The 25,632-nt window shown below is 60.6% G+C and carries 30 protein-coding genes; 7 read left to right on the top strand and 23 right to left on the bottom strand.

What is annotated here, in order from left to right; translation table 11 throughout:
* Positions 1-176: 176 nt before the first annotated feature.
* A complete protein-coding gene (locus FHT70_RS15535; protein WP_183702678.1) occupies positions 177-1,082 on the bottom strand; it encodes a flagellin in 906 nt (301 codons plus the stop codon).
* A gap of 430 nt (positions 1,083-1,512) precedes the next feature.
* Here FHT70_RS15535 and FHT70_RS15530 point away from each other — a divergent pair, with 430 nt between their 5' ends.
* Positions 1,513-3,429: a glycosyl transferase gene (locus FHT70_RS15530; RefSeq protein ID WP_183702675.1), complete on the top strand. Its 1,917-nt coding sequence runs from the start codon at positions 1,513-1,515 to the stop codon at positions 3,427-3,429.
* Between the two features lie 78 nt (positions 3,430-3,507).
* On the opposite strand, the gene fliP is transcribed toward FHT70_RS15530, so the two are convergent.
* The 13 genes from fliP to flgF form a co-directional block, all read right to left on the bottom strand.
* Positions 3,508-4,245: a flagellar type III secretion system pore protein FliP gene (gene fliP, locus FHT70_RS15525; protein ID WP_097600331.1), complete on the bottom strand. Its 738-nt coding sequence runs from the start codon at positions 4,243-4,245 to the stop codon at positions 3,508-3,510.
* Positions 4,242-4,745, bottom strand: a complete 504-nt coding sequence (locus FHT70_RS15520) for a flagellar basal body-associated FliL family protein (RefSeq protein WP_183702672.1) — start codon at positions 4,743-4,745, stop codon at positions 4,242-4,244. Before FHT70_RS15520 ends, fliP begins: the two co-directional genes overlap by 4 nt.
* Before the next feature lie 12 nt (positions 4,746-4,757).
* On the bottom strand, positions 4,758-5,474 hold the full coding sequence (gene flgH, locus FHT70_RS15515) for a flagellar basal body L-ring protein FlgH (RefSeq protein ID WP_085776958.1): 717 nt from the start codon (positions 5,472-5,474) through the stop codon (positions 4,758-4,760).
* Entirely contained in the window at positions 5,471-6,010 is a 540-nt protein-coding gene (locus FHT70_RS15510; RefSeq protein ID WP_085776957.1) for a MotE family protein, read from the bottom strand. The genes flgH and FHT70_RS15510 overlap by 4 nt, the downstream gene beginning before the upstream one ends.
* Positions 6,007-7,128, bottom strand: coding sequence for a flagellar basal body P-ring protein FlgI (locus tag FHT70_RS15505; RefSeq protein WP_183702670.1), 1,122 nt, complete (start codon positions 7,126-7,128; stop codon positions 6,007-6,009). Before FHT70_RS15505 ends, FHT70_RS15510 begins: the two co-directional genes overlap by 4 nt.
* Entirely contained in the window at positions 7,125-7,607 is a 483-nt protein-coding gene (gene flgA, locus FHT70_RS15500; protein ID WP_097600329.1) for a flagellar basal body P-ring formation chaperone FlgA, read from the bottom strand. Before flgA ends, FHT70_RS15505 begins: the two co-directional genes overlap by 4 nt.
* A gap of 16 nt (positions 7,608-7,623) precedes the next feature.
* Positions 7,624-8,412 carry a flagellar basal-body rod protein FlgG gene (gene flgG / locus FHT70_RS15495; RefSeq protein WP_011424026.1) on the bottom strand — a complete coding sequence of 263 codons (789 nt, stop codon included), beginning with the start codon at positions 8,410-8,412 and terminating at the stop codon, positions 7,624-7,626.
* Positions 8,413-8,430: 18 nt separating this feature from the next.
* Positions 8,431-8,772: a flagellar hook-basal body complex protein FliE gene (locus FHT70_RS15490; protein ID WP_183702667.1), complete on the bottom strand. Its 342-nt coding sequence runs from the start codon at positions 8,770-8,772 to the stop codon at positions 8,431-8,433.
* 3 nt (positions 8,773-8,775) lie between these two features.
* The gene (gene flgC / locus FHT70_RS15485) at positions 8,776-9,192 is read right to left on the bottom strand and encodes a flagellar basal body rod protein FlgC (protein ID WP_064693821.1); all 417 of its coding nucleotides are present in this window, start codon (positions 9,190-9,192) and stop codon (positions 8,776-8,778) included.
* A 5-nt stretch (positions 9,193-9,197) separates the two neighbouring features.
* Positions 9,198-9,590: a flagellar basal body rod protein FlgB gene (gene flgB, locus FHT70_RS15480; protein WP_085776953.1), complete on the bottom strand. Its 393-nt coding sequence runs from the start codon at positions 9,588-9,590 to the stop codon at positions 9,198-9,200.
* A gap of 159 nt (positions 9,591-9,749) precedes the next feature.
* Positions 9,750-10,292: a flagellar protein gene (locus FHT70_RS15475; RefSeq protein ID WP_097600327.1), complete on the bottom strand. Its 543-nt coding sequence runs from the start codon at positions 10,290-10,292 to the stop codon at positions 9,750-9,752.
* A 2-nt stretch (positions 10,293-10,294) separates the two neighbouring features.
* The gene (gene fliI / locus FHT70_RS15470; RefSeq protein ID WP_085776951.1) at positions 10,295-11,692 is read right to left on the bottom strand and encodes a flagellar protein export ATPase FliI; all 1,398 of its coding nucleotides are present in this window, start codon (positions 11,690-11,692) and stop codon (positions 10,295-10,297) included.
* Positions 11,693-11,695: 3 nt separating this feature from the next.
* The gene (flgF, locus tag FHT70_RS15465) at positions 11,696-12,430 is read right to left on the bottom strand and encodes a flagellar basal-body rod protein FlgF (RefSeq protein ID WP_097600325.1); all 735 of its coding nucleotides are present in this window, start codon (positions 12,428-12,430) and stop codon (positions 11,696-11,698) included.
* 252 nt (positions 12,431-12,682) lie between these two features.
* Between flgF and motA the strand changes: the two genes are divergently transcribed.
* From motA to FHT70_RS15435, 6 genes are all read left to right on the top strand, one after another.
* Entirely contained in the window at positions 12,683-13,555 is an 873-nt protein-coding gene (gene motA, locus FHT70_RS15460; RefSeq protein WP_097600324.1) for a flagellar motor stator protein MotA, read from the top strand.
* Positions 13,556-14,506, top strand: coding sequence for a FliM/FliN family flagellar motor switch protein (locus tag FHT70_RS15455; RefSeq protein ID WP_097600323.1), 951 nt, complete (start codon positions 13,556-13,558; stop codon positions 14,504-14,506).
* Positions 14,507-14,571: 65 nt separating this feature from the next.
* Positions 14,572-15,159, top strand: coding sequence for a flagellar motor switch protein FliN (fliN, locus tag FHT70_RS15450; protein WP_183702786.1), 588 nt, complete (start codon positions 14,572-14,574; stop codon positions 15,157-15,159).
* Positions 15,160-15,186: 27 nt separating this feature from the next.
* Positions 15,187-16,227: a flagellar motor switch protein FliG gene (gene fliG, locus FHT70_RS15445; protein ID WP_085776947.1), complete on the top strand. Its 1,041-nt coding sequence runs from the start codon at positions 15,187-15,189 to the stop codon at positions 16,225-16,227.
* A 231-nt stretch (positions 16,228-16,458) separates the two neighbouring features.
* The gene (gene flhB, locus FHT70_RS15440) at positions 16,459-17,538 is read left to right on the top strand and encodes a flagellar biosynthesis protein FlhB (RefSeq protein WP_097600321.1); all 1,080 of its coding nucleotides are present in this window, start codon (positions 16,459-16,461) and stop codon (positions 17,536-17,538) included.
* Between the two features lie 5 nt (positions 17,539-17,543).
* Positions 17,544-17,984 (top strand): hypothetical protein, encoded by a 441-nt coding sequence (locus FHT70_RS15435; RefSeq protein WP_097600320.1) that lies wholly within the window; start codon positions 17,544-17,546, stop codon positions 17,982-17,984.
* A gap of 47 nt (positions 17,985-18,031) precedes the next feature.
* On the opposite strand, the gene FHT70_RS15430 is transcribed toward FHT70_RS15435, so the two are convergent.
* The 9 genes from FHT70_RS15430 to FHT70_RS15390 all read right to left on the bottom strand — a co-directional run bounded on the left by FHT70_RS15430 (position 18,032) and on the right by FHT70_RS15390 (position 25,632).
* A complete protein-coding gene (locus FHT70_RS15430) occupies positions 18,032-18,778 on the bottom strand; it encodes a helix-turn-helix transcriptional regulator (RefSeq protein WP_020920381.1) in 747 nt (248 codons plus the stop codon).
* Positions 18,779-18,786: 8 nt separating this feature from the next.
* The gene (locus FHT70_RS15425; RefSeq protein ID WP_183702664.1) at positions 18,787-19,533 is read right to left on the bottom strand and encodes a LuxR C-terminal-related transcriptional regulator; all 747 of its coding nucleotides are present in this window, start codon (positions 19,531-19,533) and stop codon (positions 18,787-18,789) included.
* 447 nt (positions 19,534-19,980) lie between these two features.
* Positions 19,981-21,672, bottom strand: a complete 1,692-nt coding sequence (gene fliF, locus FHT70_RS15420) for a flagellar basal-body MS-ring/collar protein FliF (protein WP_085776942.1) — start codon at positions 21,670-21,672, stop codon at positions 19,981-19,983.
* 197 nt (positions 21,673-21,869) lie between these two features.
* Entirely contained in the window at positions 21,870-22,259 is a 390-nt protein-coding gene (locus FHT70_RS15415) for a hypothetical protein (protein ID WP_064800665.1), read from the bottom strand.
* Positions 22,260-22,275: 16 nt separating this feature from the next.
* On the bottom strand, positions 22,276-22,833 hold the full coding sequence (gene cheD / locus FHT70_RS15410; protein WP_085776941.1) for a chemoreceptor glutamine deamidase CheD: 558 nt from the start codon (positions 22,831-22,833) through the stop codon (positions 22,276-22,278).
* A complete protein-coding gene (locus FHT70_RS15405; protein WP_011424008.1) occupies positions 22,830-23,219 on the bottom strand; it encodes a response regulator in 390 nt (129 codons plus the stop codon). The genes cheD and FHT70_RS15405 overlap by 4 nt, the downstream gene beginning before the upstream one ends.
* Positions 23,220-24,263, bottom strand: a complete 1,044-nt coding sequence (cheB, locus tag FHT70_RS15400) for a protein-glutamate O-methylesterase CheB (RefSeq protein WP_183702662.1) — start codon at positions 24,261-24,263, stop codon at positions 23,220-23,222. It lies immediately after the preceding gene.
* Positions 24,260-25,168, bottom strand: a complete 909-nt coding sequence (gene cheR, locus FHT70_RS15395; RefSeq protein WP_097600317.1) for a protein-glutamate O-methyltransferase CheR — start codon at positions 25,166-25,168, stop codon at positions 24,260-24,262. The genes cheB and cheR overlap by 4 nt, the downstream gene beginning before the upstream one ends.
* Positions 25,165-25,632 carry a chemotaxis protein CheW gene (locus FHT70_RS15390; protein ID WP_011424005.1) on the bottom strand — a complete coding sequence of 156 codons (468 nt, stop codon included), beginning with the start codon at positions 25,630-25,632 and terminating at the stop codon, positions 25,165-25,167. Before FHT70_RS15390 ends, cheR begins: the two co-directional genes overlap by 4 nt.

Genomic DNA, 25,632 nt, shown 5'->3' with positions numbered 1-25,632 from the left:
ACTCGCCGTTTCGATGGGCCTAGAAAACAGCAAGATGGTTAAGGAAAGCTAAATCCAAAATGGAAATTTCGTAAAAATATCTGATACTTAGGCGGACGCTCATTAACCTTATGTTAAAACATTTCGCGGCCGGGGCTGACCCGGCCGCGAAACTTGAAAGCCTTGTGCCGACCGCTTTAGCGGAAGAGCGACAGGATGTTCTGCGAAGAGGAGTTCGCGATCGACAGCGACTGGATCGCCAGCTGCTGCTGGGTCTGCAGGGCGCTGAGTCTGGAAGATTCTTCCTCCATGTCGGCGTCGACGAGACGGCCGATACCGGAGTCGATCGAGTCGCTGAGAGCCGACACGAAGTCTTCCTGGCTGTCGATGCGGCTGGAGAGCGAGCCGAGAGCGGCACCGGCGCTGGTCATCGACTTCAGAGCCGATTCGACGTTGGTCAGAGCCGTCTGGATCTGACCGGCGGTGAAGTTGGTGATGTTCATCGAGTAGATAGAACCGGTCGCGCCCGTCGACGTACCGAGGATACCCGTGGAGGTTTCGACCGTGCCGTTGCTCATGCCGAACAGAACGTTGCCGGCGGAACCGCTGTTGAGAACGTAATCGGTCGTGGTGATCGATACGGCGTTCGAGCCGTCGCGGACGAAGGAGGAAACGACGCTCTTGGTGCCGGCAGCGCCAGCAACCCAGTTCTCACCATTGAAGGATGCCGACTGGGCGATGCTCAGGAGCTGCTGCTGCAACTGACCGATTTCTTCCTGCACCTTGGCCTTGTCGACGCCGTTTTCAGTCGCGGCAACCAGCTTGGCCTTGATTTCGCCGACCACGTCGATGGCGCTGTCCATGGCGGTGTAAGCGGTATCGACCTTCGCAGCACCCACGCCGAGGGCGTCGGAAACGGCCGACAGTGCCTTGTTGTCCGAACGCATGGTCGTTGCGATCGACCAGTAAGCAGCGTTGTCGGAAGCCTTTTCGACGCGATAACCGGATGAAACGTGGTTCTGCGTCTTGTTGAGGCCCTGGTTGACATTGCGCAGCGTCTGGAGAGCGGCCTGTGCGGAAGAATTCGTGTTAATGCTTGTCATAAATCTGTCCCCTGGAAACTAGATACAAAAAGGAGGACATACCGGACTGTATTACCGGCGATGACGGACCAGCTTCATGCTACTCGGCGCCTGCTTGTTTGGCCCAAACCCGTCATGTCCAGGGCAATCTCGCAGCCAATGCTTGCCAACTTCTTAAAAATGGAGGCTCCGCTCCGGCACCTTACATTCCATAGTTAATACCGGCTGAATCTATCCCTTCGGATCCTAACGTATCGTGACAGAAGCCGTTTTCTCTCGGGCGAGACAGTGTCTTCATGAGGCGCACCTGTTTCAAGCAAGCTTCGAATGGCAACGTGGCAGGTGCCGGGATAGCATCATCGGATCAATCCACCCGTTGCCTGGGAGGCCGGATCGTGCGCGCCCGGCGATCGACAGCCATGCCAGAAAATTTCCTTCACGGAGTTGGGTTTTGAACAGCAAAGTTTCGTTCTCTGCGGCATCCAAAGATTACCAGGCGGGCCGCTACACAAAGTCCTTGGCGACGCTCAACCAGCTCATCGATACTCAGCAGGACGCCAAGACCTATGCGCTGCTGGCCAAGAACCTCGTGCAGCTCGGCTTCAAGGCCGATGCCGCGAAGGCCTATGGCCTGGCCGGCAATTGCGAAGGGCCGAACGCCTACGAATATCAGAAGCAGGCTGCCAAGCTGCACTACGAAACCGGCCACGAGGACGAAGCGCTGCTGATCGCCATGCGCAACCTCAGCAGGGCGCAGGAAGATCCCGAACTCGCCTTCATCATCACCGCGATCTATCTGAAGCGCCAGCAGCGAGATATCATCCGCCCGTTCAAGACGGTTCTGTCGGAAAGCATGAACCCCGATCACATGCGCCTGGCGGCCCTGCTGCTCAGCGACGATCTCAACGACACGACCAACCAGACGCTTGCGCGCAACCTCTTCAAGCGCTTTCCAGGCAATCACGCCTTCCGCTTTCTTCACCTTGTATTCGCTCGTGAATTCAACGATTTCGAAGAGGCGGCCAAGCATCAGGCAGTGATCGACGAGGCCCTGGCAAAGGGTGATCTGGAGATCCTGCGCAAGGACAATCCATTCTATCATCTGCACTGGTGCGGCAACGAAGATTTCAACCGATATGCAACGATAGGCACGACCCCGCTTGACCAGGAACGGGTCGCGTTCCGCCGCAACCAGCCGCACACATGGTCAAACAAGATCCGCATCGGATATATGTCATCGGACTTCTGGGATCGCCACGCGACGATGAAGCTGCTGCAGCGCATTCTCGAACTGCACGACAAGGACAGGTTCGAGGTGACGCTCTTCTGCCATACGGGCCCCGAATACCTGAAGCATAACGACACCGACCGCAGCCGCTGGGGCAGGATCGTCGACATTCACGGTTTCTCCGACCAGGCGGTGCTGGAAATCGTACGCGAGCACAATATCGACATCATGGTCGATCTGAAGGGTCACACGTCGGGCAGCCGCGCGTCAGCCTTCAACCTGCCGCTGGCACCTGTTCATGTCGGATGGCTCGGTTTTCCCGGCAGCACCGTCAACATCGACCTGGACTACGTCATCGGCGACCATTCGGTGCTGCCCGACGTGGCCAAGCCATTCTTCCACGAGAAATTCTGCCGGCTTCCGGAGAGCTACCAGCCGAACGATCCGATGCATCGCCCGAAGCCGCGTCCGGTCACCCGCGAGCAACTCGGCCTGCCGGAAGAGGCCTTCATCTTCGCCTCCTTCAACGGCAACCGCAAGATCACGCCCGATGTGGTCAACAGCTGGTGCCGCATCCTCAAGCGCGCGCCGAACAGCGTGCTCTGGTTGATGGCCAATTCGCCGCGCAACCAGGCGAACCTGCTGAAGCAGTTCCAGGCCGCCGGCATTGCGCCCAAGCGCATCATCTTCTGCCCGCGCGCGCCCTACGAAGATCACATCAGCCGCCAGCAGGCAGCCGACCTCGGGATCGACACCTTCCCTGTCAACGGTCACACGACCACCTCGGAGCAGCTCTGGGGCGGCCTGCCGGTTTTGACGGTCAAGGGCACCAACTTCGCCTCGCGCGTCAGCGAAAGCCTGCTCAGGGCGATCGATCTACCCGAGCTCGTAGCAAGCGACCTGCAGGCATACGAGGATCTCGCCGTCGAGCTGGCGCAGAATCCCGAGCGGATCGCCGAATACAAGGCACATCTGAAGGAGCAGCGTTATATCGCGCCGCTGTTCGACGCCGAACGTTTCTGCCATCACCTGGAGAAGGCCTACGAAATCATGGCCGAACGGGCGAAACAGCGCCTGGCGCCCGAGCACATGGATATTCCAGCGATGCCCCCGCGGACGGCCCCCTTCGCGGCCGAGTAACGGTTCGACTGCATGATGAACCCCGCCGGAGCGGATCCGGCGGGGTTTTCTTTTATCGAAATATAAGAGCTCAGCCGATCAGCTGAACGAGCGCACCAGGCTGCCGACGAGCAGGTTCCAGCCGTCGATCAGTACGAAGAAGAGAATCTTGAAAGGCAGCGAGATCGACGTCGGCGGCAGCATCATCATGCCCATCGCCATGGTGATGGTTGCAACGATGAGGTCGATGACCAGGAACGGCAGCACGACCAGAAAGCCGATCTCGAAGCCGCGGCGGATTTCGGAAATCATGAAGGCAGGGATCAGCACGCGATAGTCGATCGGATCGGTCGTCTGGATGTTCTGTCCGCGCTCGCGCGCAAGATCGACGAAGAGCGCCAGATCCTTGTCCCGGGTATTGGCCGCCATGAAGGTGCGGAAGGGTTCGGCGATACGCTGGACCGCCTCAGTCTCATTGATCTGGTTGGCAAGCAGCGGCTGCACGCCATTCTGCCAGGCCTGATCGAAAGTCGGCGACATGACGTAGAAGGTCATGAAGAGCGACAGCGACAGCAGGATCATGTTGGAAGGCGTCGAGGAGATGCCCATCCCCGAGCGCAGGATCGAGAAGGCGATGACGAAACGCGGGAAGCTCGTCACCATGATCAGGATGCCCGGCGCGACCGAAAGAACAGTCAGCAGGCCGAATGTGCGGATGATCCAGGCGGCGACGGAGCCATCGACCGGCACGTTCAACAAGTCGGTCGGCAGCTGCTGTGCCACCGCCAGTTCCGGTACCGCCATCATGGCGGCAAGGAAAACTATGAAACGAATCATTCGATGACAAAGGTCCTGAACATGACCTTCGATACCCGCCCTTGCGAGCGAAGGTCAACACGTTCCTGGATGTCATCCTTGAGATATTGAAAGCCGCGCGGCCCCTCGATCTGCTGCAGGGAAACCGTCCTGACATAGGCGAGGATATCCTGGTGAATGTCTTCGGCGATCTTGACGTCAGGCGGCCCGTTGAACAGCAGCGCGACTTCGAGTCGGACCCAGTTTTCCGAGGGGTAGGCGAGGTTCGATGTAATCGGCTCGAGCTGGACGACGTTGTTGGCCTCGGTCGAGATGCGCGCCAGACCTTCCTCGGCCTTCTTCTTGGCCTCGGCCTCCTTGGCCTGCTCTACCTCCTTGGCGCCCTTGATCTCGGGGGCGACGATCGTGCCGACCGCCCAGCCGCCGCCGGCGCCGAGGAGCGTCAGGACGGCAATGCCGATGATCGTCAGCAGGCCGGATTTCTTCTTCGATTGACCTGCGCTTATGTCTTCGTCTGCCATCGTCGTTCGGCCTCAAAGCGGCGAGAAAAGATCGACGGCCTGCTGGCCGCGCGGAGGCTGCTGCACTTCCATCAGGCGACCCCGGCCGCCATAGGAGATGCGGGCTTCGGCGATCTTGTCGTAAGAGATCTGGTTGTCGGCGTTGACGTCCTGTGGACGCACGATACCGGCGACGTTCAGGATGCGCAGCTCCTGGTTCAGACGGACTTCCTGCGAACCCGAGATGACGAGGTTACCGTTTTCGAGAATGCCGGTGACGACGGCCGCAACGAGAAGGGTGAGCTTGTCAGTGCGCTCGATCTTGCCCTTGCCGTCGGTGCTGGTGTCGGAACCATAGGTCAGATCGGTCTTGGATTCAGGCGTCCAGCCGAAGATCTGAGCATTGATGTCCCAGTTCATGCCGCTCGAATTCGTGCGGCTGCGGTTGGTCTCGTTGTCGAAGGAGGCCTTGTCGTTGATCTGGATGTCGACGGTCAGAATGTCGCCGACGTTCAAAGCGCGTGCATCCTTAAAGAGCGCGGCCTGCGAATCGCTCCAGAGCGAATAGCCCTGCGCCACGGCGCGCGGCTGCTTCGGATAGAGCGCCATCTGCGGGGTCTGGCCATAGGCAAGTCCGCTGCCGATCGGGCTCATGGCGGGCGCACGGCCGATCTCGCTGACTGCCGTCGGAGACTGGCAGCCCGCAAGGAGTGCGAGGGCGGCGATCGCGGCCGGGAAACGCATATTCATGAAGGATCCTTCGACGTATTGGGATCGGACGCACTGGCGATGACGCTGGCGATGGCCGCGGCCTTCTTCGAGTCCATCTCGTTGAGGATGAGGCTCGACTGGCGCGGGCCGAGCCGCATGATGACGGCCGACGCTACTTCGATGTTCATATCCTGCAGCTGCAGTGCCGCCGCATCCGGCTTCATCTTCTTGTAGATATCGGTGAGGCCGGCTTCGGCCTGCTTGAGGAAATCGTCGCGCCGCTTCAGCCAGTCCTGGTATTCGGCCTTGCGTTTGTCCATCTCTTCCATCCGGGCGTCGATGTCGGCGCGGAGCCTTTCCAGCTCCTGTTTCTGCAGCAGGTAGCGTTGGTCGCGGGCGGGATCGGCGATGTTGGTGCAGAATTGCTTGATCTCGTCCTGAGACGTGATGTCCCCCTCCGGATGCTCCTGTGCGAAGGCGCCGGGGATCGACAGAAGGACGAGGCCGGCTGCCGGCAGCGCCAGGCGGCGCAGCAGCTGCAGCACGGTCATGTCAGGATTCAGGATCGTCATCATTGCAGCACAAGCTCCGCCTGCAGGGCGCCCGCCGACTTGATGCCCTGGAGAATGGCGATGATCCCATCCGGTTTCACGCCGATATTGTTGAGGCCGGCGACAAGGGTCCTGAGGTCGGGACCGTCGATGATGGCAACGCGCCCACCGGTCTGCTCAGCCGCAATGTCGGTCTGCGGCTGAACGGCAGTCCGCCCGCGCGAGAATGGTTCGGGCTGAATGATCTGCGGCGTCTCGGTGACCTGAACAGTCAGAGTGCCGTAGCTGACGGCAACCGGCGAGACGCGGACATCGGAACCGATGACGATCGTGCCGGTGCGCTCGTTGATAACCACCTTGGCCGGCGTATCGGTTTCGACAATGAGGTTTTCGACGTCGGCCATCAGCCGGGTGAGATCGGCCGTGCGCGGTTTCTGGATCACCACTTCCTGCGAATCCTTGGCTTCGGCGACCGGGCCGCCGAAGCGCGCGGAGGCATAGCCATTGACGATGTCGGCAACGCGGATCGCCGTCGAGAAGTCGGGATTGCGTAGCTGCAGGACGAGATTGACTGAATCCTTGAAGTGGGACGGCAGTTCGCGTTCGATGATCGCGCCGCCGGGCACGCGGCCGGCGGTGGTGACGCCTTCGGTCACCGTCGCCGCCTGGCCCTGCGCCTGAAAGCCGGAGACGATAACGGAGCCCTGAGCGACAGCGTAGATCTGGCCGTCGGCGCCGGAAAGCGAGGTCATCACGAGCGTGCCGCCGCGCAGCGAGGTAGCATCCCCGAGCGAGCTCACCGTAACATCCAAACGGCTGCCGGGGCTCGCGAAGGGCGGCAGGTTGGCGGTGACCATCACGGCCGCGGTGTTCTTCGCGTTGGACTGGCCGCCCTGTGTCGAGATGCCGAGATTCTGGAGCATTGCCCGCATCGACTGCTCGGTGAAGGGCGAGGAACGGAAGCCGTCGCCGGTTCCCTGCAGGCCGACGATGAGACCGTACCCGATCAGCTGGTTATCGCGGCCGGCCTGAAGCGAAGCGATATCCTTGATGCGGGACGTCAGCGCCCAGGCGGGCGCCACGTCGGCCAAAGTCATGGCGACAACCGCAACAAAGGTGACGATACGGAAGAACAATTTCATTTCGCCCTCACATGGATCGTGCCGTCCGCAAGCACCGTGCCGCTGACGATGACGCCGGAATCCATATTACGCGCACGGACCACCTGCCCCGTCGCACCGTCTTCAAGCGGCGTGCCGGCGGCGGAGATCGTCATTGCGCCGAGAGAGAAGACCAGGCGGATCGAAGAGCCGCGCGTCACCGTATAGGGCTCGCGCAGCGCTGAAACCGAGATCGTACGGCCCGGCAGCAGCGTGCGTTTGGAAACCAGACCTTCGACCTGCGAAATCGATTTGGCATAATCGCCGGTGAGGTTGGGGTTGGTGACCTCAACCTCCTGAAGCTGGCTGCCCGACAATGTGTCGCCGGGATAGATGATCGTCGTCGGGACGACGGCATAACCCATGCCGGCATCCGCATTCACGGGCAAGATGATGCCCGCGATTGCGATCGTGGCTGCCGCCACCCATCCTGAGATGCGTCCTGCCCGGCAAAACATCATGTTTCGGCCCTTCCCTTTACTTCAGGTTCTTGCTGACGATGGAGGCCATTTCATCAGCCGTGGTGATCACCTTGGAATTCATTTCGTAAGCACGCTGAGCCGATATCAGCTCGGTGATTTCCTTCACCGGGTCGACGTTCGAGGATTCCAGATAACCCTGCTTCATATAGGCAAAGCCTTCCTCGTCAGGGTTGCCGACGACCGCCTCGCCCGAGGCCGGCGTTTCCTGGAAGAGATTGTCGCCGATCGGCTGAAGGCCCGCTTCGTTGACGAAATCGGCAAGCGTCAGCTGTCCGAGAACGGTCGGATCGGTCTGGCCCGGCAGCTTGGCCGAGACCTCGCCGGAGCGGCTGATGGTCAGTTCGGTCGAACCCTGAGGGATGGTGATCCCAGGCAGGACTTCATAGCCGTCGATGGTGACGAGCTGGCCCTGGTCATTCTTGTTGAAAGCGCCGGCGCGAGTATAGAGCGTCGTGCCATCGGTCGACTGGATCTGAAAGAAGCCCTTGCCGATCAGCGCCACGTCGAGATCGTTGCCTGTCTGCGTGAGTTCGCCCTGGAGATGCAGGTTGCGGACCGCGGAGGTCTGGACGCCGAGGCCGATATTGGCGCCTTCGGGAACGACGGCCTGGTTGGCCCGGTTGGCGACGCCCTTGGCGCGTTCGGTCTGGTAGAGAAGGTCGGTGAACTCGGCGCGAGCCCGCTTGAAGCCCGTCGTGTTGATGTTCGCAATGTTGTTCGCGATGACTTCCAGATTGGTCTGCTGGGCATCCATGCCCGTTGCTGCGATGGCGAGCGCTCTCATGTGTTCGTCCTCAATCAGTTACATCTGCATCTTGGTGACTTCGAGAAAGGCCGAAACGACCTTGTCGCGGATGGCAATCGCGGTCTGCAGCGTCTGCTCGGCCTGGAGCATGGAATCGACGACTTCACGGGTCGTCGCCGTGCCCTTGATGCCGGCGAAGGACATGCTTTCGGCACCCTTCAGGCTGTTGACGGCGTCGGTCGCCATGCCGCCCAGCACGGAGGCGAAGCTCAGGCCGTTGGCCGCACCTGCGGTGCCCGGCATGGCTGTTGCGGAGGACGAGGCGGAATTTTCGGTGTCGACGGCGCCGAGCGCGCGGGTCATCGAAAGATTGCTGACATTCTGGACGCTGCTGATCATTGATTATTGGCTCTTCAGAAGATCGATCGTGGACGAGATGAGGTCGCGGGTCTGCTTGATGGTCTGCAGATTGGCATCATAGGAGCGATTGGCTTCACGCATGTCGGCCATCTCGACCAGGATGTTGACGTTCGGCAATTTGACGACGCCCTTGGCGTCCGCCGCCGGATTGCTGGGGTCGAATTCGGTGCTGAAGTCGCCTTCGTCGACACCGACCTTCTTGACGTTGACGGTCTCGACGCCGCTGGTGCGGTCCATCTGCTGGCCGAAGGTGATCGTCTTGCGGCGATAGGGATCGGCGCCCGGCGTGTCACCGGTCGAGCGGGCGTTGGCAATGTTTTCCGAGACGATGCGCAGGCGCGTCGATTGCGCCTCGAGCCCCGAACCGGCGATTTTCATAGCTGCGGAAAGCGGATCCATGACACTTACTTCCTGACCGTCATCAACATCATGCGATTGAAGGAGCTGACCAGGGAGGTGTTCAGATCGTATTGGCGCTTGATGTCACCCGACTTGGAAAGCTCCTCGGCCAAACCGACGGTGTTGCCGGATTCCTGAATGCCGATCTCCTGGTCGAGGGCCGCTTCCTTGACGTCGATATCGCCGCTTGCGCTGAAATCGTTGCCGCTGAAGTGCGCCGGATTGGTGCGCGCCATGGTGATGTCAGATCTGTCCAGCACGGCATCGAAGGGCGTGACGTCTTTGGCGCGGAATTTCGGCGTATTGGCATTCGCGATGTTGCCGGCAACAACCTGCTGACGGATCGTCAGCCATTCCGCCTGTCGCGAAGCCAAGTCGAAAAGTTGGATCGGTTGCATGAGAACTCTCCGTTTTTACTATCCGGAACCTAGAGCGGTAATCTTGCGTGGGACTTACGGGAATCCGGCCATCGAGGCGCTTCGCCCAAGGCCGCCAGAGAAAAGGGCTCCTGCCGGTTTGCGGGGGAGCCCTCTTGTCTTCAGCCTTTGCGAAGAGGTTCAATCGTTCTTGTAGATATCGCCCTTGGAGGTGATGATCACCCACTTGCCCTCGCGCTGCTCGATCATCGCCAGGCGGCTTTCGTCGGGCAGGACCGAGCCGATGCGCACCACATACATGCCCGAGGGATCCTCGATCAGCGCTCGGCCGTTGGACACATGCAGAAGGCGGAAGGAAGACTTGCCCGGGAAAGGCTGGTCTTCCAGCATCGCGGCGCCGTCACGCTGTTTGCCGAGATCGGAGACCGTCGCCGTCGTCAGCGGATCGACCGGCGGAGCCTTCTTGGCTGCCTCGTTCTTGTTGACCATGGCCAGCGGTGAGACGCTGAAGACGTTGCGGGCGGGCCAATCCGGCAGTTCGCGCGAATTGCTGCTGGTGGCGACGTTGATGCCGAACTTGTCCGCATTGAAGAAGACGTACCAGGGGAAAAAGGCGGAGGCGCCGGCAAGCGCCAGGCCGGCGAAGGTGAGAAACCGATCCAGAGTGGCGGTCTTGTCGCGCGGCTTCAGGGAAGCGATGCGTTCATCATCGAAATCAGCCACTATTATCTCCTCTGCATGGGTGCGCCCTGATTGCCCATGCCGGCAGCAGCCTTGAGCGCGCCGGCGAGATCGGCAAAAGCGTCGACCGAGTCGCGATCGCCTGGAGACTGTTTCAGGACGTCGTAAATGATAGGGACCTGCTTGACCGCCATGTCGAGATCAGGATCGGCGCCTTGGCGATAACCGCCGATCAGCCGCAGATCCCTCGTTTCCTCAAAGCGGTGGATCAACACCTTCAATCGTGACACCAGCTTTTCCTGATCCGGCGTCCAGGCCTTGCGGGCAAGACGCGAGATCGAGGCGAGCGGATCGATCGGAGGATAGCGCCCTTCCTCGGCAAGACTGCGCTGCAAGACGATATGGCCGTCGAGAATGCCGCGCGTCGAATCGGCGATCGGGTCGTTGTGATTGTCGCCATCGACGAGGATCGAGATGATGGCGGTGATCGTGCCGGCGCCCTCCGGGCCAGGACCAGCGCGTTCGAGCAGGCGCGGCAGCTCGGTGAAAACGGAGGCGGGATAACCGCGGGCGATCGGCGGTTCGCCGGAGGCGGTCGCCACCTCGCGGATCGCATGGGCGAAACGGGTGACGCTGTCGACGATGAAGAGCACGTTCTCGCCCTTGTCGCGGAAATGCTCGGCGATGGTGACCGCCGTCAGCGGCGCCATCTTGCGCAGCATCGGGCTTTCGTCGCTGGTCGCGACGACGGCAATCGCCTTCTTCATATTGCTGCCGAGCGTATCCTCGATGAATTCGCGCACCTCGCGGCCGCGTTCGCCGACGAGGGCGATGACCACCTTGTCGAAGGCGTCGGCGCGGGCAAGCATGGACAGAAGCGTCGACTTGCCGACGCCGGAGCCGGCAAAGATGCCGAGACGCTGGCCGAGGCAGAGCGGCGAAAAGATGTCGATCGCGCGCACGCCGGTCTTGAAGCCGGTCGCCACGCGCTGGCGCGTCATCGAGGGTGGCGCGGCGTTGGAAATCGAGCGGCGATCGAGCCCCTGGGCGATCGGTCCCAGACCGTCGATCGGCTCACACAGCGAATTGATCGTCCGCCCGCACCAGCTGTCGGATGGCGAAATTCGGAAGGCGCCCTTGCGAATGACCGTGTCATGGATGCCGATCGGCTCACCGGGTTCGATCGGGCAGACATAGATCAGGTCCGGCTCGACACGCACGACCTCGCCGAGATGGATGCCGGTCGCCGATTTATGCGCGACGAATTCACCGAGACGAACATGACGGGAGAGACCGCGAACAGTATAGTGGCCGGCAGCGATGGTCTGGACGCGACCGCCATGAGCGACGGCGAATTCCGGCGATGCGTATCGATCGACGAGACCCGCCAGATGCGCGAGCTTCGGAGAAAGGCCGTCTTCGGACAGTAGCGTTGTGCTCATTGCTTAGCGGCTGCCCCCAAGCGTCTGGACGGCCTGCTTGAACGAATCCTCGCTGTCGCGCATCAGCGAGGAAATGCTTTCGAAGGCACGGTTGACTTCGATCAGCTGAGTGATCTCGCGCATGGCGTTAACGTTGGAATTTTCCAGATAGCCCTGCTCGACACCGACATTGAAGCGGTCGACGACGGCGCGCGGCTGGTCGGTGGTCATGATGCCGCTGTTTTCGTAACGCAGGTAACCCTTGCTGATATCGGCCTCGAACAGGCCGAGGGAGCCGACCTGGCGGTCGCCCTGATAGATGATGCCATCGCTGCCGACAGCCGGCTCGCCGGCCTTCGTGTCCAGCTGAATCGGTGCGCCGCCGGCATCGAGGACGGGATATCCCCGGATGGAGACGAGTTCGCCGGTTTCCTTGAGCGTAAAGCGGCCGTCCCTCGTGAGCACACGGCCGGCTGGCGTATCGAGCGCAAACCAGGCATCGCCCTTAATGGCGAAATCGAGCATGTTGCCGGTGTGCTGCAACTCGCCGTTCTGCTCGTTCAGATAGTCGTTGCCCTGAGAAACGAAGGCGACCTTGGTATTCAGCTTGTTCTTGGTGGCCGCCACCATCTCGTCGAACTTCACCTCGGTGGCACGAAAACCCGTGGTGTTCACGTTCGCCATGTTGTCGGCGATGGTGTTCAGGCGCTTTTCAAGCGCCATCTGCGACGACAGAGAAACGTAAAGACCGGATTGCATGTCTGTAAGCTCCAAGCATTGGCGATGAACGGAACGAAAAGCCGGGCGTCGTCTGATCTGGTTCGGCCGGAATTTCGCTGAGGCGGCATCTCAGAAACGGACGCGAGCCCCCATTCGTCTCCTTTAGATTGGCGACAGATGCTTGCGCGAAGCTGGCACGTGGAAATGCCCGGACCGACCCTTTCATCAGCCTCACGCAAGGCAGAAACCCTATCCGTCCTAGAGAAAAGCAACGTTCAGATTGGGCTGACGATGAACATCATTATCGGATTTATTGTTGTCTGCGGCTGCATCGTCGGCAGCTTCATGGCGATGGGCGGCGAAGTGGACGCGCTGTTCCAGCCCTTCGAATTTCTCATCATCGGCGGCGCCGGACTCGGCAGCTTCATCATGGCGAACCCGATGAAGGTGGTAAAGGATTCCGGTAAGGCGCTTGCAGAGGCCTTCAAGCACGCCGTTCCGAAGGAGCGGAACTATCTCGATACGCTCGGCGTGCTCTACTCGCTGATGCGCGACCTGCGCACCAAGTCGCGAAACGAAATCGAAGCCCATATCGACAATCCTGCCGAATCGACGATCTTCCAGCAGGCTCCGACAGTGCTGAAGAACAAGGAGCTGACGGCGTTCATCTGCGATTACGTCCGCCTGATCATCATCGGCAACGCCCGTAGCCACGAAATCGAGGCGCTGATGGACGAAGAGCTCAACACCATCATGCACGACAAGATGAAGCCCTATCACGCGATCCAGATCATGGGCGATTCCTTCCCGGCGATCGGTATCGTCGCGGCCGTTCTCGGCGTCATCAAGGCGATGGCCCACATCAACGATTCGCCCGAGGTGCTCGGCCATCTGATCGGCTCGGCGCTCGTCGGCACCTTCCTCGGCATTCTCCTGTCCTACTGCGTCTGCTCGCCGCTGGTTTCCCAGATCAAGATCGTCCGCAACAAGCAGCATCGCCTCTATGTCATCGTCAAGCAGACGCTGCTTGCCTATATGAACGGCTCGGTGCCGCAGGTCGCTCTCGAATACGGCCGCAAGACAATCTCGGCTTACGAACGTCCGTCCATCGATGCCGTCGAACAGGAAATGATGAACCCGGGCGGCGAGAACAAGGCGGCTTAAATGACCATGAGCGATGCTTCACATGACAAACCGGCAATGGATCCCGCCCTTCTCGCCAAGCTGACCGGCGGGCTCGGAGACAGGGGCAGGGTCGCCAAGATCTGCAGCGCCTTTGGGGATGTCTACAGCGAATTCTTTCCCGACGTCATCAAAAGCGAGACCGGCCTCGACGTGACCGTCAGCTATCTCGGCTGCGAGATCGGCTATAAGAACCACCTGATCGACGACCTCAGCCACAACGTCACGCTCGTCGACGCGACGTTGCGCAACTGGTCTCAGAATGTCGCGCTTGCCTGCGGCAACGGTTTCGTCATCACGTTGATGGAACACCTGCTCGGCGCCACCGCCGATACGATCGAGGAGCCGGCCGAGCGGCTGCTCTCGGTCATCGAACTCGATCTGGCGGTCATGGTCTTCGACAAGATCGCCAAGGTGCTGCGCTCGGCGGTGAACGCACCGGGCGGTTTCGAGCCCAGTCTTTCGGCCCCGCATGCGCATGACTCGCGCCCCCGGCCGGCGGAGGACAAGCCGGACGAATTTGCCGCCGCCATCAACATGTCGATCAAGCTCGCCGGCATTGTTTCAGAATTCGCACTGATCATTCCACAGACGGCGCTGCTCAAGACCAAGGTGACGCCGCCAAAGCCGAAGCGCCAGACCGGCGGCAATTCGCCGGAATGGACCGAACAGCTGGGCGATCAGGTCCGCCGCTCGCATGTCACACTCGAAGCCAGGATCAGGTTACAGGACCTGACGCTGCGCACCATATCGAAGCTGATGGCCGGCGACGTCATTCCGTTCCGCGACAGCGGCGACGTACGCGTCGAGGTCAGCGCCAACAGCAAGGAATTGTATATATGCGAATTCGGGCGTTCTGGCGAAAACTACATGGTCCGCGTCAAGGATACGATGAACTCGGATGACGAACTCATCCGTCATTTAATGAATTGATCGGTTCTCTGGCTTCTGGGCTGCAAAGGCAGTTTGAGGCAAGTTTCAACTGGAATAGTGATTTCATGGCAACGAAGAAAACACAGCAGAACAGTGACCTCTCCCTGGATATGCCGGGCAGCGAAGCCGATCTCGACCAGGCGATCGACGATCTGCGCGGCGTGCTGAAGAAGGACGCCGATAGCGACCTGTCGCAGTTTGGCGGTGAGCTGGAGAATGACGACTTCGCGGCAGGAACGGATCTGGCCGCCTTCGGCGGCGAGATTTCGGATTCCCCTTTCGGCGGCGATGATTTCGGCGGCGATTTCGGCGCAGGCAATGCCAGCCCGGTTGCAGGCATGGATTTCGGCGGCAGCTCTTCGTTCGAGGCGTCATCGGCGCCGCTCGGCAGCGCGCTGACCTCGAACTTCGAGCTGATCATGGACATTCCGATCGATGTCCAGATCATGCTCGGCACCAGCCGGATGCAGGTCTCCAGCCTGATGAATCTCAATGAAGGAGCGACGATCGCTCTCGACAAGAAAATCGGCGAACCCGTTGAGATCATGGTGAACGGCCGCAGGATTGCACGCGGCGAGATTACGGTTCTTGATAACGACGACACCCGATTCGGCGTGAAGCTGATAGAAGTTTTGAGTACGAAAAAAGCCTGATCCCTGTGGGGACGGAGAGGTTAGACCATGATGGACTTTGACGATTTCGGCGGCGCGCTAGCCGGGAAACCGTTGACCCAGGCTGAAAAGGCGGCGGCGGTCCTTCTCGCCATGGGAAAGGGTGTCGCCGGCCGGCTGTTGAAATATTTCACTCAGGCCGAGTTGCAGACCATTATCGCATCTGCCCAGTCGCTGCGCGCCATTCCGCCGGACGAGCTCCTGTCCCTCGTCTCCGAGTTCGAGGACCTCTTTACCGAGGGCGCCGGACTGATGGACAATGCCAAAGCAATCGAAGCCATTCTGGAAGAAGGCCTGACCCCCGACGAGGTGGACAGCCTGCTCGGCCGCCGCACGGCCTTCCAAGCCTACGAGACCTCGATCTGGGATCGCCTCAGCGAGGCCGAGCCGGCATTCGTCGCACAGTTCCTGCTGCGCGAACATCCGCAGACCGTCGCCTATATTCTGTCGATGATGCCCTCCGCCTTCGGCGCCAAGGTGCTGCTGCAGCTCCCCGACAACCGCCGCGCCGACATCATGAACCGGACGGTCAACATGAAGGCCGTCAGCCCGAAGGCGGCGCAGATCATCGAGAACCAGGTGATGACGCTGCTTGCCGAAATCGAGGCAGAGCGCAACGCTGCCGGCTCGACGAAGGTCGCCGATCTCATGAACGAGCTCGACAAGCCGCAGGTCGACACGCTGCTCACCTCGCTCGAATCGATCAGCCGCGAATCGGTCAACAAGGTTCGGCCGAAGATCTTCCTCTTCGAGGACCTCATGTACATGCCGCAGCGCAGCCGCGTCCTGCTGCTCAACGATATTTCGACCGACGTGCTCACCGTCTCGTTGCGCGGCTCGCCGGCCGATATCCGCGAATCGGTTCTGTCCGCCATCAGTCCGCGCCAGCGCCGCATGATCGAATCGGATCTGCAGAGCGGCATGGGCGGCGTCAACCCGCGCGAGATCGCCATTGCGCGCCGCGCCGTGGCGCAGGAGGCGATTCGCCTGGCCAACTCAGGCCAGATCGAGCTCAAGGAGAAGGAAGGCGAAGCTTCGGCCGCCGCATGAGCTTCTGAGACTGTTGACAAATCCGGCCGACAAACAGGCCATTGTTGATCGCCGCGCCTCAGGCGACTACCCTTCATCGATCGGCCGCATTCTATGCGTGTCGCAGAGCACTCGGTTCCTGCGGCGCGCTTTGGGTTTTTGCTTTGACGCATCTCGTCATCCCAGAATCGCTGCCCGGTTCGGGGTGGCACGCATGAGCTGCGGCCTGCTTTTTTGACGGAGGGCCGCGACTTGGCAGATGATGACAAGGACAGCAAAACAGAAGCCCCGACCGCGAAGAAGCGAACCGACGCCGCGGAAAAAGGCAATGTGCCGTTTTCGCGCGAGCTGTCGATCTTCGCGACCATCCTCGCCACTTTCATCTATCTGGTGTTCTTCCTTCCCGATAGCGTCGGCCGCATGGGCGAAACGCTGCGCGACATTTTCGAACAGCCCGACCAATGGAAAATCGAGACGGGCCCGGACATTCTGGCGCTCTTCGTCCGGCTCGGCTGGTCGAGCGCGGCGCTGCTGGCACCCGCCCTCATCCTGTTCATGGTCTTCGGCATCGCCTCCTCGATCTTCCAGAACCTGCCGACGCCTGTGCTCGAACGGATCAGGCCGCAAGCCTCGCGCATCTCTCCGGTGAAGGGCTGGTCACGGCTCTTCAGCCTGCCCGGCCTCGTCGAGTTCGGAAAGTCGCTGTTCAAGGTCGTCGTCGTCGGGGTCGTCCTGTTCTTCGTGCTCAGGAGCGAATATTTCGGCTCGATCGATGCCATGTTCTCCGATCCGCAGACAATCCTCGTGCGAATGATGACGGCGATGCGCAAGATCATCATCGTCATGCTGATCGCCACTGCGATCGTGGCGATCGCCGACCTTTTCTGGACGCGCTATCACTGGTTCACCGAGCTCAAGATGACGCGCCACGAGGTGAAGGAAGAAAACAAGCAGGCGCAGGGCGACCCCTTTGTCAAAAGCCGGCAGCGCTCGCTGATGCGCGACCGCGCCCGCCGGCGCATGATCGCCAACGTGCACCGCGCCACGCTTGTCATCGCCAACCCGACGCACTACGCCGTGGCGCTGCGCTATGCGCGTGAAGAGAATGACGCGCCGGTCGTTCTGGCAAAGGGCCAAGACCTGATTGCGCTCAAAATCAGGGAGATTGCCGAGCAGAACGGCATCCCGGTGTTCGAGGACCCACCGCTCGCGCGCTCCATGTTTGCGCAAGTCTCGGTCGATAGTGTCATACCGTCAGTCTTCTATAAGGCCGTTGCGGAGCTCATACACAGGGTCTACGCCGCAGACGCCAAGAACAAACGGGTAAGATAAGCCGAATGAAAAAATGCCCTCACTCTGCCCAGCGTGAAAAGATCCTCGCAGAGGCGATCAGCCCGGTCGCCACCGAACTGCGCCTTCTGGATGCCTCTGACCTCATTTCACTGCTGCGCTTCGAGTATTACGGCAATCTGGCCGATCTCGTCGCTTCGGCGGCGGAGCTTTTCTTTCATCCCGGCACCGTCAATTTCGGCCTTGGCGGAAATTATACGCTGGAATGGGGCGGCAAGCCGGAAGTCGTTCTCGACCTGGAAATCAAGCCGCGCGGCGTCACCGTCTATGCCCAGCTCACCCTTGCCGACAATCATGCCGGCATTGAAATCAACCACATCGCCTTCGAAGATCCCTCCTCCGATCCCGACGAGAATACTGCCTTTCTGGAAAAGAGCCTTCGGCAATCCCGCTACAGCGTGAAACCGCCGCGCGCGCTCGCCAGCTAATTTGCCTCAAGGCATTTTCGCCGTCCCTGAAGTCACGTCCCCCCGGTTCAGCTGATGTAGCCGAGCCGGATCGCCTTGGCGATCGCCTGGATGCGGTTGACGGAATCGAGCTTGATGGTCGCCGAGCCGAGATAGGCATTGACGGTGTGTACGGACAGGCCGAGTTTTTCGGCGATCTCTTCGCTGATACGGCCATCGCCGGCGAGCTGGAGACAGGCGACTTCGCGTTCGCTCAGCGCTTCGGCGGCCGCCGAGCGGCGTTCGTCCAGCGAGAGCAGATCCATCATCACGTGGCAGCAGCGGCCGTGCAGCTCGACAATCGTATCGCTGGCAGGATCGATATCATCGCCGGTGAAAAGGATGAAGCCATTGCCGACAGCGCCGAGCCGCACCGGGAAGGCGAGGCCGGAAAAAGGCAGAATTCCATCCTTCAGGCGCGTCATGAAGGGCGAGAAATCCGCCGGACCGGGGGCCGCCCTGTCATGAGCGCCGGCCCATGAAAGCGGCAGCAGCGACTTTTCGATATGGTCGAGAAGAATATCGCCATAGGCGTCCGTGAGGGCCTTGCCAAAACCGGTATTCGAAGGGCCCCAATTCTCGAGCTCGCAGACAAGCCGCTGCTTTGCCGGTAGTCCCGAGCCGCTGACACGGTAGATCGCGAAGCCCTGAGCGTCAGCGAGCTTCTGCATCGCAATCAGCCGCGGAAAAAGATCCGAACGGCTGGAAATCCTGTTCATCCGCACCATGCGCAGCGGATCGGCGCCGTTCATCGCCCTGCTTGATGGATGTGCCATGGATTCCCCTATACGAGATTGTTGCGGACCGCGAAGGCAATGGCCTCCGACCGGGTCTTGGTCGCCGTCTTGCGCATCACGCTGGTGATGTAGTTGTTGATGGTATTGCGAGATATTCCGAGAATCATCGCAATCTCGTCGCTGGTCTTGCCCTCGGCGATCCAGAAAAGGCATTCCAGCTCGCGGTCAGTCAGTTCGAAATCGCGATCGACCCTTGCGCCGCCGCAGCGAAGGAAGCTCGCGACATAGCCGGCAAGCAGTCCCACATCCCGCAGGCGCTCCGGCGACAGGATGAAGCCTTCGCCGAACAGGAACATCAAGGCGAGCCGCGAGCGGCCGACATTGAAGGTCAATGAGCAATACTGGCGGCTGGCGCCATCAGGCGCATCGGCGTGATCTGGCAGAAGAGCGAAGCTCGGCTGGAAAACCTGCATGCATTTTTCCAGCTCGGTCGAACGGGCATAGCCGCCGACCAGATCGTTAGCGATATCCTTGACCAGATCGAACGGCCAGTCAGACGATACGATGAAATCGAGGCCGCTTTCCTGGATGAGATCACAGCGCGCCAGAAGATAGTGCGAGGCACCCACATAGTCTGTCAGCGCACGCAGACCGGACTGCAATCTGCCAGTGTCGGCGACACCGTGCAGGCGCCGAATCAGCTCGTCGCGCGGCAAGAGAGCCGGCGCCACCACGCTCGCGAAATTCGCCATCTGCCTCTCGCCTTTGCTCGCCTGAGATATCGTCATATCCATTGGCAATTTCCTGGGGCTGAGGAACGATCAAACTCGGTGCAGCAGCATTTATTTTGTAAAGGATTCAATTCAAGCTCCGCTCGAATCCCATTTCGAATCACTCAAGGGTAAGCCAGCCGGTGTAAATCACCATCTCCGACTTCTAGGGATTTACTTTCGCTGCTGCTCATGCCGTGATTCGAGGACGACTCGCGCCCCTCAGAATACTGGAAAGGGTAAGATGATTCTGGCTGTACCGCAACTTCATTCGCGTTTTACGCGAGTGATCCTCAACAGTTTTGTCCAAATTTCTTGAGGCGATTGGATCTATTCCCCATTCGACACCCGCGGCCAAATACAGACTGGGTAACGAGATATCAGCTCTCTTGCGGGCGACCGATAACAATCCTGCTCAGGTAGTGAAAAGCCTGAATAACACTAAAAAGGCCGGGTTGCCCCGGCCTCCTTTTATGCTGCGTCGTCGATCGCCCATTTCCTGAGGATTTTGGCGGCGCGCTCCTCGTTGATTTCCACCATGCGGGCAAGCTTGCGTTCCGGGCCCTCCTTGACGCGGCGGTTGAAGTTACCATCGTCGTCGCCGAGGCTGAGCAGATCCTCGGTGCTGTCGAAGCCGAAATCGGAGCCGAAGCCATCCATGAGGGCGCCTCCAGGGGCGCCGGCCGCGGGCGCGAAGTCCGGAAGTTCGAGGCCAGCTGCTTCCGGCGTTGCGTCGCCAAGCACCGAGCCCACGCCGTTGCCGCTGACGCTGCGTACCAGCGGCCGCAGGCCCATCCAAACCACTACGAAGGCGACCGCTACGAAGGCCAGCGAGTTGATGATGCCGGCCAGGTTGCGGCTCAGCATATCCATGACGCGGACACCGCCGGTGGCGTCTTCCAGCAGCTGATTTTCGAGGAAATCCATCGCCGTGACGGTGACGACATCACCACGCTTGGCGTCGATGCCGGCCGCCGAAGCGACGATCTTCTGCATTTCGGCGATATAGGCATCGATCTTGGCCTGGTCGGCGGGCTCGCCGACCATCTTGGCGATGCGGCCTTTGTTGACCACGACGGCGATCGAAAGCTTCTCGACCTGATAGCTGTTGCGGGTCGTGGCCGTCGTCTTGCTGTTGATTTCGTAGTTGGTCTGCTCTTCGCGCTTGTCGGACTTGTCCTGTGATTCCGGACCGCTTGAGCCGCCGGCATCAGGGGCCGCCTGGGGAATGTTCTGTTCGACGGTCGTCGCGTTGTCGGACTGCCTCTGCTGCGACTGCTGGGCTTCCTTCGTCGAACGGACGGAGCGTTCGACCTTGGATTCGGGATCGTAGACCGTCTCCTGAATCTGCTGAGCATCGGTGTTGAGGTCGGCGGTGACGCTGGAGCGGAAGTTATCCATGCCGAGGAAGGGCGCTAAGGCCTTGTCGATGTTGGATTCGACTTCCTGCTGAACGTTCTGGACGATATTGAGCGAGCGGTTCAGCGAGCTATTGCTCGCCTCGTCGCCGGACGCGAGAAGCTGGCCGGCAGAATCAAGAATCGTGACGTCATCGACATCAAGCCCCGGCACGGCCGAGGCGACGAGGTGACGGATCGAGGTCGCGGCGCCGCGCCCGGTGGCGGCGCTGGCGCGAATCATCACGGAGGCGGTCGGTTTCTGCTCCGCCTTCCGGAAGTTTCCGACTTCGGGCATGACGATATGGACGCGCGCCGCCGTTATGCCCGAGATCGACTGGATGGTGCGTGCGATTTCGCCTTCCAGCGCTCGAACCCGCGTCACTTCCTGCATGAAGGAGGTCAGGCCGAGGGAGCCAACATTGTCGAAGAGTTCATAGCCGGCATTGGCGCTGTTCGGCAGGCCGCGCTCGGCAAGCATCAGGCGGGCCTTGCCCGTCATACCGGCGGGAACGGTGATGCTGGAACCGTCCGTGCCGACCTGGAAATTGATGTTGGCTTCGGCAAGCGCCATGCTGATCTGGTTGAGATCGGGAGCGTCGAGACCGACGTAAAGCGTTTCTTGGGCCGGTTTGTTGACGAAAAGGGCAGCGGCAAGGATGATTGCGATGGAAACGGCGCCGACGCCCCCCAGAATCATCAGGCGCGTCCGGCCCAGGGCACCAAAGTTCTTAAATATCTGAACTAATTGATTTAACAGATTCATTCTGTTCTCGCACGATCCGTCAAAGACAAAGCAGGCTTATTGCCTCACCTGACCAATAATCGGCGAAACTTGTGCGAGCGTTTCGTGAGGAGCGCGCGGGAGCGAAAGGCTGATGCATGTCGCGCAGCGATTTTGCGAGAACGACGTGCGTGAAAAGAGGACCTGAGGCGCGAGAGACGGCGTTGAAACCGCGCGCTTCAGAAGAAGTCGAAGTCGCCGGCGGCTTTGCTCAGCGGCTGAGAATGACCGTGGCGCGTGGAGCCGCCCAGCGCCTTCTGCATTTCCGCCAGCTTGACGAGGCTGAGCGCGGTGGCGACGTCGACCGTCCAGCCGAGCGGGATTTCGCCGGTGATGGTGTCGATGAATTCGGCAAGGCCGCGTGACTTCTGCACGGCCAGATCGATGCCCTGCATGACCTTCATGGCGTCCGGCGAGTTCAGAATTTCAGCGCCGCCGAGCTCGAGTAGCTGCGGTTCGATGCGCTCGATGAGGTAGGCCACATCGTGGAGTTCCGAAACGATGCGCATCAGGATGTCGCTCAGCGCTTCGACAGGCGCGGGCGGCTCCATCACCGGAGTAAATGTCATATGAAAATCCTCGCCATCAAAAAAATTCGATACTGGTTTCGGCGGGCTTCTGCGGAGCGGCGGGACGCTGCTGCTCGAGAGCGACGGTTCTCTGCGTTTCGGCGCCGGTCAAGGGGTATTGCCGGGCACGACCGGAGACCGGCCAATATTCGAGCTTGCGCCCATGCTCTCCGCCGGTGGAGGAGCCGACCACCGGAATGCCTTCATCCCTGAGGAACTGCATGGCGAAGGCCGCATTCTGCTCACCGACGTTGGAGAACGTCGAGATCGTCTTTGCGCCGCCGAAGATCTTTGCCTCCAGCCGGTCGCGCCGGGCGCCCTGCTTCAGGAGACCGTTGATCAGCAGTTCCATCAGATGCACGCCATAGCGTGTGGCATCGCCGCCTGATGTCGGCGACGTCGCCGAACCGGGCAGCAGAAAGTGGTTCATGCCGCCGATGCCGGCGACGGGATCTCTGAGGCACGCAGCCACGCACGAGCCGAGAATGGTCGAGAGAACCGCATTCGGATCGCTCAGAACCTTGTACTCGCCCTGAATGATGTGCACGCGGCGGGCTGCCCCCTCAGTGATCATTTCAAAGCTCCAAACACGGCTTCGATGGCCGCTTTCATCTTCTCGATCGTAAACGGCTTGGCGAGCACGTTGTTGGCGCCGAGCTGGGCCGCCCTCTGTACCAGCGCGCGATCGCCCTGGGCGGTGAGGATGATGAAGGCCGCCTTCTTGGTGTTCGGGTTGGTGCGCACGGCCTGGAGGAAGCCGATGCCATCCATCTTCGGCATGTTGAAATCGGAGATCACGAGGTGGTGCGGCTGCTCGGTCATGATTTTCATGCCCTGCTCGCCGTCGCCAGCGGATGTGATCTGCTTGAAACCGAGCTGGGTCAGCGCGTCGCTGAGCAGCAACCGGCTCGTTACCTGATCATCGACGATCAGAACTTTGATTTTCTCCGCGATCGACATTTATTCGGTCCCTTCCTTTCGGGCGGCTGTCAATTTCAGTATTTCTTCACCGATGGCAGTCAGTGGCAGCTGCTGCTCGACGGCGCCAAGTTCGTGAGCAACCCTTGGCATTCCGTAAACGACGCAGGTTTTTTCGTTCTGGCCGAGCGTTCTGGCGCCCGCGTGGCGCATTTTCAACAATCCGGCGGCGCCATCGCGGCCCATTCCGGTCAGAATCACGCCGACGGCGTTGCGGCCTGCGAGTTCTGCGACCGAATCAAAGAGCACGTCCACGGACGGGCGGTGACCGTTGACAGGCGCCCGGTCGACTAGACGGCAGCACGGGGCAGAGCCGCCGCTGACCTGGAGATGACGTTCGCCGCCCGGCGCCAGATAGATCTTGCCGATCTCGAGACGGGCGCCGTCGGTCGCTTCCTGCACCACCGGCGCGCAGAGACGGTTCAGCCGTTCTGCGAAACTCTTGGTGAAGGTCGGCGGCATATGCTGGGTGATGACGGTCGGCGGGCAATTTACCGGGAATTTCTGCAGTACTGCGATCAGCGCCTCGACGCCGCCTGTGGACGAGCCGATCGCGACGATCTTGCGGCCGACGCGAAAATCGGCCACGGAAGGCGGGGGCGCGACGGCGGCCGCCGGTTGGGAGAACTGACGCTGCGTGCGCGCGGCCGCCTTGACCTTCTCGGCAAGATCGCCGAACGGCCTGGGTTCGCCGGGGCCCGGTTTGCCGACGCAATCGAAGGCGCCGATCTCAAGCGCCGCAAGCGTCGCTTCGGCGCCGCGATGCGTCATCGTCGAGACCATGATCACCGGCATCGGCCGCAGCGTCATGATCTTTTCGAGGAAATCGAGGCCGTTCATATTCGGCATCTCGATGTCGAGCGTCACGACGTCGGGGTTCAACCGTTTGATCGCCTCGCGTGCTTCCAGCGCGTCGCCGGCCTGGCCGATGACACTGACTTCCGGGTCGGAGCTCAGCACTGCGGTAATCAGACCCCGCATGGTCGGCGAGTCGTCGACAACGAGAACTCTTGCCGGAGCGCTCATGCCTTCCTCCCGAGACCCTTGGTCGTGTAGCGATAGGTCGTGATGCCGATATTGTCGAAGACGTGCTTCGCCTCACCGGAGACGCGCTCGGAATGGCCGATATAGAGGTGGCCGCCTTCCGGCAGCAGGCCGGCGAAACGTTGCCAAATCTTCATCTGGGTCGGCTCGTCGAAATAGATGACGACGTTGCGGCAGAAGATGACGTCGAACTTGCCCTTGAACGGCCATTGCGCCATCAGGTTCAGTTCGTTGTAGGTGATCAGCCGCTTGACGCGGTCATCGACCTGGAACCTGCGCCGGCCCTGCACCTCGACTTCGCTGAACCATTGCTTGCGCATGGCGGGCGAAACGGTTTCGAGCGCACTCTCGTCGTAAGCGCCGGCCCGGGCGATGGCGAGGATTTTCGGATCGATGTCGGTCGCCAGGATCTTGAAGTCGTAGTCGGCGACATTCGGCATCAGCGATAAGACGGTCAGCGCGATCGAATAGGGTTCCTGTCCGTCGGAGGAAGCGGCCGACCAGATGCGCACCCTGCCGCCCGATCTCGCCCGCTGCAGAAGTTCCGGCAGAACATGGTCGCGCAGGTGCTCGAAATGATGGTTTTCGCGGAAGAAGCGGGTGAAGTTGGTCGTCAGATGCGAGAGCATTTCGCGGCGCGCCGCGGCACCGGCCGGCGAAGCGACGAGGTCGCAATATTCACGGAAACCCGACAGACCAAGATTGCGGATATGCTTGGACAGACGCGAATAGACGAGCGAGGCCTTCGTCTCATTGAGGAAGATGCCGGCATCCGAGTAGATCATGGCGGCGATTTCCGTGAGGTCGCGGCGCGTCAGCGGATATTCTCCGCTCGCCAGCACCTCATCGGCTCCCTGCCTCTGATCTTTTGCACCCATTGCACTCATGCGGCTTCGCTTTCGGTCTCGGAAAAGAGGGCTTCAAGTTCGATCAGGCAGATCATGCGCTTGTCGATGGCGAGAATTCCCCGGGCAAATTGGCGCTCGAGGTCGGAAGAGATTTCGGGCGTCGGCTGAATGATCTCGTCGGTGACCGTCAGAATGTCGGAGACGGCGTCGACCAGCAGGCCGACGACTTTGCGGCGGACCTGGGCGACGATGATGACATGGCGGGCTGTGGGATCGGCGGGCTTCATGCCGAGACGAGCGGCAAGATCAATGATTGGCAGCACCGCGCCGCGCAGGTTGATGACCCCCAGCATATAGGCAGGCGAGTGCGGCATCGCGGTCGCCGGGGTCCAGCCCCGGATTTCGCGAACCGACATGATGTTCACGCAAAATTCCTGATCTCCGATGCGGAACGCGATCAGCTCGCGATCCCCCTGGTTCAGACTTTTTACAGCGTACGACAT

It is taken from the genome of Rhizobium sp. BK049, from assembly GCF_014193135.1.
Classification (GTDB): Bacteria; Pseudomonadota; Alphaproteobacteria; order Rhizobiales; family Rhizobiaceae; genus Rhizobium.
The sequence above is the reverse complement of the archived record's forward strand: the minus strand, read 5'-3'. Positions and strand labels throughout refer to the sequence as shown.